The 13,122-nt window shown below is 42.7% G+C and carries 11 protein-coding genes and 4 tRNA genes; 6 read left to right on the forward strand and 9 right to left on the reverse strand.

Annotated features, from left to right (window positions below):
- Positions 1-232: 232 nt before the first annotated feature.
- The 4 genes from frdD to frdA are packed head-to-tail and all read right to left on the reverse strand — an operon-like array spanning position 233 to position 3,540.
- Complete coding sequence (frdD, locus tag CTN07_RS21330) at positions 233-595, reverse strand: fumarate reductase subunit FrdD (RefSeq protein ID WP_005301695.1); 363 nt, start codon at positions 593-595, stop codon at positions 233-235.
- Positions 596-605: 10 nt separating this feature from the next.
- Positions 606-989 (reverse strand): fumarate reductase subunit FrdC, encoded by a 384-nt coding sequence (gene frdC / locus CTN07_RS21335; RefSeq protein WP_005301692.1) that lies wholly within the window; start codon positions 987-989, stop codon positions 606-608.
- 2 nt (positions 990-991) lie between these two features.
- Positions 992-1,732: a succinate dehydrogenase/fumarate reductase iron-sulfur subunit gene (locus tag CTN07_RS21340; protein WP_005301689.1), complete on the reverse strand. Its 741-nt coding sequence runs from the start codon at positions 1,730-1,732 to the stop codon at positions 992-994.
- On the reverse strand, positions 1,732-3,540 hold the full coding sequence (frdA, locus tag CTN07_RS21345) for a fumarate reductase (quinol) flavoprotein subunit (protein WP_005301684.1): 1,809 nt from the start codon (positions 3,538-3,540) through the stop codon (positions 1,732-1,734). Before frdA ends, CTN07_RS21340 begins: the two co-directional genes overlap by 1 nt.
- Positions 3,541-4,094: 554 nt before the next feature.
- On the opposite strand from frdA, the gene epmA reads away from it, so the two are divergent.
- Positions 4,095-5,066: an elongation factor P--(R)-beta-lysine ligase gene (gene epmA, locus CTN07_RS21350; protein ID WP_005301683.1), complete on the forward strand. Its 972-nt coding sequence runs from the start codon at positions 4,095-4,097 to the stop codon at positions 5,064-5,066.
- Positions 5,067-5,348: 282 nt separating this feature from the next.
- Here the strand turns inward: epmA and CTN07_RS21355 are convergent, their stop codons facing one another.
- The 5 genes from CTN07_RS21355 to rsgA form a co-directional block, all read right to left on the reverse strand.
- Positions 5,349-6,077 carry a carbonic anhydrase gene (locus CTN07_RS21355; RefSeq protein WP_005301680.1) on the reverse strand — a complete coding sequence of 243 codons (729 nt, stop codon included), beginning with the start codon at positions 6,075-6,077 and terminating at the stop codon, positions 5,349-5,351.
- Positions 6,078-6,251: 174 nt separating this feature from the next.
- The gene (locus CTN07_RS21360) at positions 6,252-8,132 is read right to left on the reverse strand and encodes a methyl-accepting chemotaxis protein (protein WP_005301677.1); all 1,881 of its coding nucleotides are present in this window, start codon (positions 8,130-8,132) and stop codon (positions 6,252-6,254) included.
- Between the two features lie 197 nt (positions 8,133-8,329).
- Positions 8,330-9,745, reverse strand: coding sequence for an SLC13 family permease (locus CTN07_RS21365; protein WP_005301674.1), 1,416 nt, complete (start codon positions 9,743-9,745; stop codon positions 8,330-8,332).
- Positions 9,746-9,886: 141 nt separating this feature from the next.
- Positions 9,887-10,768: an archaetidylserine decarboxylase gene (asd, locus tag CTN07_RS21370; RefSeq protein WP_005301673.1), complete on the reverse strand. Its 882-nt coding sequence runs from the start codon at positions 10,766-10,768 to the stop codon at positions 9,887-9,889.
- A gap of 194 nt (positions 10,769-10,962) precedes the next feature.
- Positions 10,963-12,018: a small ribosomal subunit biogenesis GTPase RsgA gene (gene rsgA / locus CTN07_RS21375; RefSeq protein WP_036765166.1), complete on the reverse strand. Its 1,056-nt coding sequence runs from the start codon at positions 12,016-12,018 to the stop codon at positions 10,963-10,965.
- 73 nt (positions 12,019-12,091) lie between these two features.
- On the opposite strand from rsgA, the gene orn reads away from it, so the two are divergent.
- From orn to CTN07_RS21400, 5 genes are all read left to right on the forward strand, one after another.
- A complete protein-coding gene (gene orn / locus CTN07_RS21380; RefSeq protein WP_036764515.1) occupies positions 12,092-12,637 on the forward strand; it encodes an oligoribonuclease in 546 nt (181 codons plus the stop codon).
- Positions 12,638-12,769: 132 nt separating this feature from the next.
- A tRNA-Met gene (locus CTN07_RS21385) sits at positions 12,770-12,846 on the forward strand.
- A 2-nt stretch (positions 12,847-12,848) separates the two neighbouring features.
- A tRNA-Gly gene (locus CTN07_RS21390) sits at positions 12,849-12,924 on the forward strand.
- A 41-nt stretch (positions 12,925-12,965) separates the two neighbouring features.
- A tRNA-Met gene (locus tag CTN07_RS21395) sits at positions 12,966-13,042 on the forward strand.
- A gap of 3 nt (positions 13,043-13,045) precedes the next feature.
- Positions 13,046-13,121: transfer RNA gene (locus CTN07_RS21400), tRNA-Gly, on the forward strand.
- Position 13,122 lies beyond the last annotated feature (1 nt).

Here is a 13,122-nt window from a genome sequence, read left to right on the forward strand (position 1 = left end):
CATGCTATGGCTGAAAGTTTAATTCTTGAAGGGCGAAGGGAAAGATCTTTTCCAAGGGCAGTTAAGCCAAGACCCCAACGGTATCCCAAGAAAAAGAATGCCGTTCACTCTTAAGTGAACGGCATTATCGCTTAGCGGCCTTTTTTTATGTCTGTTGTTTGGGGTTGAAGCAAAGAAAAGACATAAAAAAAGCACCCAATTGGGTGCTTTTTCTTATCTTCATCTTGGATGATTAGATCATAAAGACAAAGATGATAGACAGTGCAGTTACCAAGAATGCTGTCGCATAACAAGCAACTTTACCTACCGTACCTGTATGGAACTTAAGGTCGTGCATACCGTGGTGTAGACGGTGCATCGCATGCCACATTGGTAGTGATAGGGTAGCAATAATAAATAGTGCACCGATAAAGCTTGTTGCAAAGCTGCTTACTCGCTCGTAGCTCATTGCTTCTGGGTCAATCATGCCTAGTGGAACCATGATACCAAGAACAAGAACTGTTACTGGAGTAATCATTGCAAACCAAGTACCGCCAGCACCAAACAGACTCCACCATACTGGCTCATCAGAACGTTTTGGATGTAGATTTACCACGATACTCTCCTTAAACTAGCGCTAGAACAACGACTGAAATCACTGCAACTACAGCCCATTGAGCCAAGATGATGATTTTCTTATCCACTTTCTTGCCCTTAATTTGGATAGGCATTACTTGTGGCATCATGTTGAAGTAAGTGAACGCATGGAACAAGCTACCAGCAAGCGCTAGGATGTTCAAAAGGATCACAATTGGGTTTGCCATGAAGTCTAGCCAGCTCTGCCATGCTTCAGGACCTTTCACTAAGCTACCTAAACCAAAAGTTAGACAGATAGTGAAGAAAATTAGGGGTAGTATTGTTGCTTCACGAATCATGTAGAAGCGGTAAAAAGAACTGTCTTTCCACCAAGTGCGCTTCATTTCGCGAACGTAAGGTTTACGATTGCTCATCCTTATGCCTCCTGAGGTTTTAGCATGGCAATAACGAAATCTTTAGAAGATTCAACTTTGCCTTGGTTTACCGCTGCTGCTGGATCTACGTGTTTTGGACATACTTCTGAACAGTAACCAACAAAAGTACAGCCCCAAGCGCCGTTTTCACCATTAATCAGTTCCATACGCTCTTGTGAACCATTGTCACGGCTATCTAGGTTGTAGCGGTGAGCAAGAGTTAGCGCAGCTGGACCAATAAACTCAGGGTTTAAACCAAACTGAGGACATGCTGCGTAGCAAAGACCACAGTTGATACAACCTGCAAATTGCTTATATTTTGCCATTTGCTCAGGAGTCTGTAGGTTTGGACCATCTTCAGGAGTACGACCGTTACCAATGATGTATGGCTTAATTGCTTCTAGACGCTCAATAAATGGAGTCATATCAACGATTAAGTCTTTCTCAATAGCAAAGTTCGCTAATGGTTCAATCTTAAGACCTTCAGGGTATTCACGTAAGAATGTCTTACATGCAAGCTTAGGTACATTGTTTACCATCATGCCGCAAGAACCACAGATCGCCATACGGCAAGACCAGCGGTAAGCTAGATCTTTGTCTAGGTTATCTTTGATGTAACCTAGTGCATCTAGCACAGACATAGTTTCGTTAAACGGTACTTCGAATGTTTCTAAATACGGTTCTGCATCGTGCTCTGGGTCATAACGCAGAATGTCTACTTTTTGAATGCGATTGTCTGCCATTATGCCTGCTCCTTCTCTTGCTGCTCTGCTGCTTCTTTGGCTGCTGCTTCTTCAGCTGCTGCACCATATAGACGTGCTTTTGGCTGAGATTTAGTGATTGTCACATCGCTGTATTCAATGCGAGGTGCTTCATCACCATTGTAATAAGCTAGAGTATGCTTTAAGAAGTTCTGATCATCACGCTCAGTACAACCTTCGTCTAGACGTTGGTGCGCACCACGAGACTCACGACGTAGAATCGCTGAGTGAACCATAGCTTGTGCTACTTCTAGACCGTAACCAATCTCGATTGCGTAAAGTAGGTCAGTGTTAAATACTTTACCTTTGTCTTTGATGCTAATGTGCTTATAGCGCTCACGTAGCTCAGCTAGCTTATCGATAGTCGCTTGCATTAGATCTTCTTGACGGTAGATACCACAACCTGCTTCCATGGTGTGACCCATTTCAGTACGGATATCTGCCCAGTTCTCGTTACCTTCTTGGTTCATTAGAACATCAATACGGTCTTGAACTGCTTGAATTTGTTCTGCGATAGCCGCGTCATTCCAACCTTTGAACTCAGAAGCACGCTCTGCAGCACCTTCACCAGCTAGGCGACCGAATACTACAAGCTCTGCTAGTGAGTTTGAACCTAGACGGTTAGCACCGTGAAGACCAACAGATGAACATTCACCAACAGCGAACAGACCCTTAATACGAGTTTCGTTATGGCTGTTTGTTTCGATACCACCCATGGTGTAGTGCACGGTTGGACGAATTGGAATTGGCTCTTTTGCTGGATCTACGTTTACGTATGCTTTTGCTAGCTCACAGATAAATGGTAGACGCTCGTGCAAGTACTCTTCACCTAGGTGACGAAGATCTAGGTGTACTACATCACCAAGAGGGTGCTTGATAGTGTTACCTTTTTGCTGCTCATGCCAGAATGCTTGTGAAACTTTGTCACGAGGACCTAGTTCCATGTACTTGTTCTTTGGCTCGCCAACTGGTGTTTCAGGACCCATGCCGTAGTCTTGTAGATAACGGTAACCATTTTTGTTTACGATGATACCGCCTTCACCACGACAACCTTCAGTCATCAGGATACCTGTACCTGGAAGACCTGTTGGGTGGTATTGAACGAATTCCATATCACGTAGTGGTACACCGTGACGGTAAGCCATAGCCATACCATCGCCAGTAACGATACCGCCGTTAGTGTTACAGTTGTACACTCGGCCTGCGCCACCCGTTGCAAGAATAACGGATTTAGCTTTAATACAGATCAGTTCGCCTTCAGACATGTGGATTGCCACAAGACCTTGAACTTGACCTTCATCTACAAGTAGATCAACAACAAAGTACTCATCAAAACGATTGATTTGAGTGTACTTGATTGAAGTTTGGAATAGAGTGTGAAGCATATGGAAGCCAGTCTTATCGGCTGCAAACCAAGTACGCTCTACTTTCATACCACCGAAACGACGAACGTTCACTTCACCGTTTTCTTTACGGCTCCATGGACAACCCCATTGCTCTAGCTGGGTCATTTCGCGAGTGGCATTTTCAACGAAGTATTCAACAACGTCTTGCTCACATAGCCAGTCACCACCGCCAACGGTATCGTTGAAGTGGTTGTCTAAGCTGTCTTCATCTTTAATTACTGCAGCTGAACCACCTTCTGCCGCTACAGTGTGAGAACGCATTGGATACACTTTTGAGATCAGTGCGATTTCTAGATCTGGGTTTGCTTCTGCAGCAGCGATCGCAGCACGTAGGCCTGCACCACCTGCGCCGATTACAGCGATATCTGTGGTAATAGTCTTCACAGCTATCCTCCGAAGGTAAGACGATAAAAATTGTTAACAAAAGTGCATCAAGAGCACTTTCCTTGAAATCCTGACGATATTTTATGAAACAAACGAGCAAGAAAATTTGATTTAGACGCAGCTTTCTAACTTAAATAATCCAAAAGTGTAAGTTGATTACAAAAAATGTGATTATAGTCACAACTTGTAATGTTTTATTAATGTTGGGTAATGTTTTAAAAGTGTAATTTTTGTATGTAATACGTTTTTTGTGTGTTTTGTTTTGATTTATTTTTTTTATTTATTTTCAATATTTATGAAAGCATTTGCCGAAAGCAATCAGGTTAAAAGTTAAAAATGTAAAAATCATGATCTTTTTTGTTTGTTCGTTCGTTTTTGAAAGGTTTTTTAGTTGTATGGTCTGACCTTGGTAATCTGTTCTTTTATTTTAACAACCATTCATATTTATGATGACTTATGGCTGTAATCGGAAAATAACCCGGCTTTTAACTGAGTTTTTTCTGCGGTTTTGCTAAAATTTCGCCCTTAATTGATATGAATGTGAGTATTTGACTATGCAGATGACCTGGCAACCGACCGCCGATGTTGCGATGCTAAAACAACGAGCGAAATTAATTGCAGCAATTCGCCAGTTTTTCTACCAACGAGATGTGCTCGAAGTGGATACGCCTGCGATGAGTCAGGCTACTGTGACAGATATTCATCTTCATACCTTTAAAACGGAATTTGTTGGACCAGGATTTGCGGATGGACAAATTCTGTATTTAATGACCAGCCCAGAATTTCATATGAAGCGATTGCTCTCGGCGGGAAGTGGGGCGATTTACCAGATCTGTAAGTCATTTCGAAATGAAGAATCGGGTCGCTATCATAACCCTGAATTTACCATGCTAGAGTGGTATCGCCCTGGTTTTGATCATCATCAGTTGATGGATGAAATGGATGAGTTGCTGCAATTAATTCTAGGGTGTCAGCAAGCTGAACGGATGAGTTATCAGCAAGCATTTCTTAATGTGCTTGGCGTCTGCCCATTAGAAGGTTCTATGCTTGAGCTAAAACAAGCGGCCGCGAAATTAGGTTTGTCTGATATCGCAGAGCCTGAAGAGGATCGTGATACTTTATTACAACTGTTATTTAGTATTGGGATTGAGGGGAAAATTGGTCAAAAGGTTCCTGCATTTGTCTATGATTTTCCGGCGTCACAAGCGGCTTTAGCTCAGATCAATCCAACCGATAATCGTGTTGCAGAGCGATTTGAGGTCTATTTTAAAGGCATCGAACTTGCGAATGGTTTCCATGAATTGGCTAATGGTGATGAGCAGTTGATTCGTTTTGAAGCTGATAATCACAAACGCATCGAGATGGGACTTGAGCCGCAACCTATCGATATGAATTTGGTCAATGCGCTTCGTGCTGGCTTCCCTGATTGTGCAGGTGTCGCGTTGGGTATCGACCGTTTGATCATGCTTGCTCTTGGCCTTAAACATATTGATCAAGTAACAGCGTTTCCCGTTGATATTGCTTAATTTTTTATAATGAGCAAGAAAAGGCGCAGTAAACAGAGGTCTACTGCGCTTTTTTAGTCTCTTCTATTTGAAGAATGCACCCAATTTAGGGGGAAGGTGCTGTAATCAGAGAGCAAATAGTAAGCTTTAGTTAGGATTCCAAGATTGACTATTTTTACCACCATCAGAGTTATTGCTGACAGTTTCTTGCCGTCTGATGAGAATACGATGCTTACGAGTTAAATGCAAACTATTCTCAATTAATAAAATAAAATGGTGAGAATTTTGTCACGCTTTAGATTTTTACTCATCTAATATTACACGGGCATTGAGTGGTTGGGTTGGGCGGTTGTTATTACCCATAACGGCATGCAGCATCTCTGTTTGTTCTTTCGAACTGGTTTGATGTTCTTGCATAACATACCAACGAACGCCTTCAGTACATGGTGGTGTCGTTAGTGAACCATTAAATTGATAATACTCTCGATCGCGTGGTAGTAATGCTCCTGGTGTTAGGTCTTGTTTGATCTCTATGGTTTGCCCCTTTTCTGGAATCTCATTGAGCAGTGCGTCCAGATCGCTATTGGCTCGAGGACCAATTTCAAACATCACAGAGATAACAGCAAGCTTTCCTTTATCATCAGCATTTACAAAATGCGCTTCGAGTGGGTACTGTTTTCCGTCAATGAGGTTTTCAGATGGGGTATGAAAGTGAAACTGCTTTAAGTGGTAAGTATCACCATTGATGATCACATCATTTTTACCGCTAACCAAGGCTTCGATAGTGTGGCCATTATTCACTAATTGAGTCACTTTTCCTTGGTAGTCTATGCGCAATGGCAGCAAGTTAGCTTGAGTTGCCTTGGTGATATTGATTGGCGACTGGTTTACCCCAGTTGCACATAGTGGCGCAACCTCACCCCAATGTTCTGGACCGTTAGCTTCACCATAACCCCAACCTTCGGCTTGTACTTGGCCTGCAAATAAAAGAGCTAAAGATAAACAAGTTGCGGATGCTGTTATTTTTTTCATGTTTTTTCCTTAATATACCTAGCGTATCTAGTGTAGCGCATAACTGAAAATCAAACAGATGAGACCAGTGAATCTTGAGTGTTTTTAATTAACTCTAGTGATATTGCTTCTATCTTGAAACAAAAAGCCAGACTCAATAGTCTGGCTTTTGGATTAAGAGTACTAATAACAGTATTAGACTTTAAAACGAGAGACGTCAGTGCGCATTGCTGCCGCCGCTTCACTCATATTGTTGGCGCTTTCTGTTGCTTCTTCAGTCTGCACTGCTAAATGTTCTGCAACATCACGAATTGCCTGTGTATTACGGCTGATATCTTCACTGACCGCTCGTTGTTCTTCCGCTGCGCTGGCAATATGGGTCGCCATATCCGAAATTTCCGTAATAGCAATGGTAATTTGATTAAGGCTTTCGCTGGCCGCTTCTGCAAATCCAACACTTTGATCGGCAAGACCTGTACTTGCTTCCATGGTCTCAACAGCTTGGCGTGTGTTTTGTTGCAAGGTATCGATCATCGTGCGGATCTCTTCGGTGGAATCGTGAGTACGTTGACTTAGAACTCGCACCTCATCGGCCACAACAGCAAAGCCGCGACCTTGTTCTCCTGCTCGTGCTGCTTCAATTGCCGCATTTAAAGCCAGTAGATTGGTTTGTTCGGCAATGCCTTGAATCGTTGATAGGATCTGATTGATATTTTGGGCATTACTTTCCAGCTCATGAATCACTGCCGCTGCATCTTGTACTTGATTGGCTAAAGAAGTAATGGCTTGACGGTTTTCACCAATAACTTGCTGACCTTCTTCACAGGCGGTGGTTGATGCTTGAGCTGCTGATGCGGTCATCTCGGCATGACTTGCAACTTCCGCTGAGGTTGCTGACATCTCATGGATCGCTGTTGCTATCTGGTTTACATCATTTTGCTGGCTAGCTACTTTTTGGTTGGCTTGTTGCGTTTGTTGAGCTGAAAGATCGGCATTTTCTTTCAAGCTTAAAGAATGCTTGGCGATGCCTTGGATCATATCTTGGAGCTGGGCAAGAAACTGATTCATGTAGGTTGCCAGTTCACCAATTTCATCCATACGCTGAACATCAATACGTTGGGTAAGATCGCCATTACCTTGTGACAGTTGTTGTACCGAAACGGATAAATCTTTTAGAGGACGCAGTAGGTTATTAATCACTAAGGTCGCAATAACTGCAATGATAATGTAGAGGATAATCGAGGCGATAATCACAAAGGTAGCTTGTTCACCAATAGATGCGTACGCTAATGTTTTATCTTCGACGACGACCAGTTTCCAATCGGTTCCAGCAATCGGGCTAACAGCGATCAGTTTTTCTTGACCGTTAGTTAAGGTTATCGTACCGATGCTTTGCTGTTGTTCGAGACTATTAAGCAGTTGAGGTGTTAATTCGTCATCTAACTGAGTCGCTGGTTTCTGGCTTAGCGCTTCATCTTTGTAGGCGACAATTTTGTTATTACCATCAAGTAATAAAGCATAGCCATCATTATCGAGCTTGAGGTTAAGAACCTGCTGAATAATATGTGTGACGGTAAGATCGGCAGCTAAGACCCCTTGTTTTTTCCCCTTAAACGACTTAGCTAAGCTCACCACTAGGCTACCATCAAAGTCTTGATAGGGTTCAGTGATCGTAAGCTGATTAGTCTTCATTGCGTTTTGATACCATGGGCGGTTTCTTGGATCATATCCAGCTGGCCAATCTTCAGTTTTGTCACCATAGGCTATGGTGCCGTCACTAAATCCACCATAAACAGACAAAAAATGTCCCGCATGTTTGGTGAGGAGTAACTCTCTATCAACATCATCTTGATTTGCAATCAGAGGCTCATTCGCTAGCATCATATCACTGCGAGTTTTTAACCAATCGCCGATATAGTTACTGGTCGCATGGCCAATTGCCGTCATTTGGTTCGTGACTTCTTGCGTGGTTTCATTGCGAAGCTGAGTGATGGAAAGCGTGGCTTGCACTGCACTTACAGTTGCGATGATGACACCAATCGCAATCTGGATTTTTAGTTTTATGGTGTATCTCATAGGTTTCTCGATATTAAGCCAAGTGGAATTCTTTTATAAAAATAAATCTTATAAGGAATAAACAATCTGTTGATGTTTTCGGCTTAAAGGGAAAATACCTAAGGAAATAATGATTGAACGGGTTTATTCATTTGATGAAGTGTGATCTAAATCGGCTTAGGCTTATTGGGGGATGGTTAGACCTAAGCCGAATAGTATCAATTCAAAATAAGAAGGGCGAGATAGACAATGGCTAAGCCTACAAGTCCAATAATAATGCCTGCTTTTGCCATATCTTTAGTTTCAATTAATCCAGTTGAATAAGCTAAAGAGTTAGGAGGCGTTGATACAGGTAGAATCATGCCAAGTGAAGCCGAGAAAGCAACGACAATCAAGACACCTTGTAATCCTCCCATGCTAGATAGGCTTTCCATCGAGGTTGTCACCGCTGCGGCAATAGGCATTAATAGGTTGGCTGTTGCGGTATTCGACATAAAGTTTGCCATCAGCCAGCAGATCAGTGACAAGCTTAAGACCACCGCAAATGGGGTTAGGGTATTGTAATCAATGGCATGGGCAAGTTCTTTAGCGAGTCCTGTTTTATCAAGGCCTAAACCGATAGCAATACCTCCGGCAACCAACCACAGCACATCCCAGTTAATCAGTTTGAGCTCTTCTTTGCCCATGATGCCTGTTAAGGTGAAAATGGCTAAAGGAATAATTGCCACAACATACGAATTCATGCCGTGTAGAGCGGTGGTCATCCAAAGTAGTATGGTTAAGGCAAAAGTGGCATAGACAACAATCGCTTGCCAGCTAGTTTGAAATTGGCCATTAAGTTGTAATGTCATGGTTGGTTGGGATGATGGAAACAGCTTTTGCAGTAACCACCAAGCAAAAGCCAGTTGGACTATGACAAAAGGCAGGCCCATCATCATCCAATCAAGGAAGCTTATAGTATTTTCTCCGGTTAAGTACTGCAAAGCGATGGCATTAGGTGGTGTACCTATTGGTGTTGCAATACCCCCTGTATTGGCTGCAATTGGGATACACAAAACTAATGCTTTGATACCAATATCGCCTTTAGGGACAGATGCAATAATAGGGGCAAGTAGAGCAAGCATCATCACGGTTGTCGCTGTGTTAGACATAAACATAGAAAAAACAGCGGTTATTAGCATCAGGCCTAACATAATAAAACGAGGTTGCTGGCCAAAAGGTTTGAGTAAAACACGAGCCAAATTATTATCGAGTTCATATTTTGAAGCAGCAATCGCTAACGCAAATCCCCCCATAAAAAGAATAATAATGGGTGAAGAGAAAGCGCCGAAAATATCGGTGTAAGCAAGCATATCCCCCATTTCATGCCCTGTTGGAGGTTGGCGAAACCAATGTAACCCTTTATCTGAAATCATGATAAGTTCCAGAGCAATGATCAAAATGGATGTCGCGAATACAGGAACGGGTTCTAATACCCAAAGTAATGCCGCTAATAGGAATATAGCAAGAAGACGGTGCTGAATTAAGGTAAGGTTTTCAAGTGGAATGTTATCGATCGGCATCATAAGTACCAGCAATGGGATACCAAAAGCGATCAGTAATTTGATCAGTCGTGCAACGGGGAATCTTTTCATAGAACTGGCCTGATTAATAGAATAACTATGACCAGAATACTCATTTTTTGATTGTTTTTTCGCCGAGTTATATCAATTTTTCTAAATAAAAAAGGAGCTCAAATGGCTCCTTTTGTTAGAAAATGTTATCTCTGTCGCGGCTTATTGCTCTGACTCAGATTGTTGGTTGATTTCTGCATAAGGTTGACCCATACGAGTTACAGTGCCTGATTGAAGGCTTTCAACAAAATGTACGGCATCCTTACTGAATAAATTGATAACCGTTGAGCCTAATTTGAATCGACCCATTTCTTGGCCTTTTTTCAAAACAACAGAAGTTTCACCTGTTGGTGCATAATCCCAACGTCGAATACTTGGTCCTGTTGGTGGGGTTACCGTTCCAGCCCATACTGTTTCGATGCTGCCTACGATAGTTGCACCAACAAGAATTTGTACCATAGGACCAAAGTCGGTATCAAAAACACAAACTACACGCTCGTTGCGAGCAAATAAGTTCGGGACATTTTCAGCCGTTAGTGGATTAACCGAGAACAAATCACCTGGAATATAGATCATTTGGCGTAAAGTACCGTCACATGGCATGTGTACTCGGTGATAATCTCTTGGTGATAAATAGAGTGTTGCGAAACTGCCATCGGTAAAGCGTTCTGCTAATTCGTTATCACCACCAACCAGTTCACGAGTATCAAAGTAGTGACCTTTCGCCTGAAATAGACGACCTTCTTTGATTGGGCCTAGTTGGCTGACACAAGCATCGGCAGGGAAACAGACAATGTTGGCATCATCATTTATTGGACGAGCACCGTCTTTAAGTTCACGCACAAAGAAATCATTGAATGTAGCATAAGCCGCTGGATCAGGGTTACGCGCTTCAGCCATCTCAATTTTGTATTGCTTAATAAACCAACGGATTACAGCGGTTGTTAGTTTGCCACCTTTCCAGCTTGCTAATTTGCCAGCAAGGCGAGTTAAAGCATGTTTCGGCGCACAGTATTGTAGGCCAATTTTAATGTTATCAAGCACGGTATGAATTCCAGAAATTCTTAATATATCAATGTGATAGTTATTCTTTCGTTACATTTGTGAATAACTATAACCGTTTATGATACCTAAATATGGCATTAATACCAATCAATCATACAGTGGGGTAGGTGGAGTGTGAGGGAATTAGGTAAACTCTGAGTGACTATACTCAGAGTTTACAGGTAATATTTGACTTACTCAGCACTCTTATTGCGAGAGAACTGACGATTAGCCACGTTTTCAGACATGCTCTCGATAATACGATGGTAGCTGTCAAAACGTTCTTGGTTAATATGACCATCTTCTACTGCTTCTCGAAGAATGCAGCCTGGATCATCTTTGTGTTTACAATCTCGGAACTTACAACCGCCTAGGTAGTTACGAAATTCCACAAAGGCTTTGGTTACATGTTCTGGCTCAAGATGCCACAAACCAAATTCACGTACCCCTGGTGAGTCGATCAGATCGCCGCCATCTTCAAAGTGGTAAAGGCGAGCTGCTGTGGTGGTATGTTGGCCTAATCCTGAGTTTTCAGAAACATCGCCCACTTCCGCATCAACTTCTGGCATTAAGGTATTAACCATGCTGGATTTACCTACACCTGATTGGCCTGCAAAAATGGTCGTATGATTTTTTAAATCTTGCTTTAATTCATCCATGCCTTCACCTGTTTCGGTGCTGACATAACGAATGTTATAGCCAATATCTTGGTATAACGACAGAGTCTCTTCGACCTGTTGACGCTGTTCTTTATCGAGCAGGTCGATTTTGTTGAGCACAATGAGTGGTTCAATTTCAACGGTTTCTGCTGCAATTAGGTAACGGTCGATAATATTTAGTGAGAGCTCTGGCAAGATAGCCGAGACAATTACGATAAGATCCACATTTGCGGCAACCGCTTTTACACCATCATAGTAATCAGGACGGGTTAATACGGATTGACGCTCATGCACCGCTTCAACAACACCTGCGATACCCTGTAATGCTTCAACGCCTGGACGCCAGACTACGCGATCTCCAGAGACGAGGCTGCGAATGCTACGACGAAGGTTACAACGGTGCACTTTGTGGGTCTCTAGATCTTCGATATCAGCATGTTGGCCGAAACGAGTGATCACCAGACCTTCACGAGGACTTTCGAGTAAGGCTTCATCCCATTGGACGGTATCACGCTCTTTGTTCAAGCGCTTATTTTGGTTCGAGCGTACACGACGGCTCTGACTTTGGGTTAATTTTTTCTTTTTTGCCACAAGAATATCGTTCAGTTTGGGTTGGCTTTCGGTATTATCATACATGGTTTAGTCACAAAATAGGCAATATCTCATGACAATCAATGAGCAGAATCTAATTTGGATCGATTTAGAAATGACTGGATTGGATCCAGAAACCCATAAAATCATAGAAATAGCGACCATTGTGACAGATGCACAATTAAATATTTTAGCTGAAGGTCCTGTGCTAGCAATCCATCAGCCAGAAGAAGAATTGGCGAAGATGGATGACTGGTGCACAACAACACACACTAATAGTGGTTTAGTTGAGCGAATTCGTCAAAGTAAGATTACAGAGCAAGAAGCTGTTCGACAAACGATCGAATTTCTGGAAAAGTGGGTACCTAAAGGCGCATCGCCAATTTGCGGAAATAGCATAGGTCAAGATCGTCGTTTTCTGTATAAGCATATGCCAGAGCTTGAAGCCTACTTCCATTATCGCTATTTGGATGTGAGCACAATTAAAGAATTGGCTCGACGTTGGCAGCCTGAAGTATTAAATGGCTTTAGTAAGAAAGGTAGCCATTTAGCATTAGATGATATTCGCGATTCTATTGCTGAATTAAAGTACTATCGAGAGAATATTTTTACAATATGATGATTTAATGGGCGTTTGTTTGTGTTTGTCATATTTTTTTCTTGAAAGTATATTGCATCCTGAAAATTTAGTCGTATAATGCGCAGCCTCGAAAGGGGATAACGAGTTTATTTCCTTTCGGTGAAAATCGGACGCGGGGTGGAGCAGCTTGGTAGCTCGTCGGGCTCATAACCCGAAGGTCGTTGGTTCAAATCCGGCCCCCGCAACCAATGCGACACTAGCTCAGTTGGTAGAGCGCAACCTTGCCAAGGTTGAGGTCACGAGTTCGAACCTCGTGTGTCGCTCCAAATTTAAGTTGTCATCGAACTTTATCGGTGAAAAAATCGGACGCGGGGTGGAGCAGCTTGGTAGCTCGTCGGGCTCATAACCCGAAGGTCGTTGGTTCAAATCCGGCCCCCGCAACCACTTGCGACACTAGCTCAGTTGGTAGAGCGCAACCTTGCCAAGGTTGAGGTCACGAGTTCGAACCTCGTGTGTCGCTCCAA

This window comes from Photobacterium damselae (genome assembly GCF_003026815.1).
GTDB lineage: Bacteria > Pseudomonadota > Gammaproteobacteria > Enterobacterales > Vibrionaceae > Photobacterium > Photobacterium damselae.

What these genes read in the sequence shown, in the direction of transcription:
- frdC (WP_005301692.1), bottom strand. Translation starts at nt 989, where the DNA reads ATGAGCAATCGTAAACCTTACGTTCGCGAAATGAAGCGCACTTGGTGG.
- CTN07_RS21340 (WP_005301689.1), bottom strand. Translation starts at nt 1,732, where the DNA reads ATGGCAGACAATCGCATTCAAAAAGTAGACATTCTGCGTTATGACCCA.
- epmA (WP_005301683.1), top strand. Translation starts at nt 4,095, where the DNA reads ATGCAGATGACCTGGCAACCGACCGCCGATGTTGCGATGCTAAAACAA.
- CTN07_RS21355 (WP_005301680.1), bottom strand. Translation starts at nt 6,077, where the DNA reads ATGAAAAAAATAACAGCATCCGCAACTTGTTTATCTTTAGCTCTTTTA.
- CTN07_RS21360 (WP_005301677.1), bottom strand. Translation starts at nt 8,132, where the DNA reads ATGAGATACACCATAAAACTAAAAATCCAGATTGCGATTGGTGTCATC.
- CTN07_RS21365 (WP_005301674.1), bottom strand. Translation starts at nt 9,745, where the DNA reads ATGAAAAGATTCCCCGTTGCACGACTGATCAAATTACTGATCGCTTTT.
- orn (WP_036764515.1), top strand. Translation starts at nt 12,092, where the DNA reads ATGACAATCAATGAGCAGAATCTAATTTGGATCGATTTAGAAATGACT.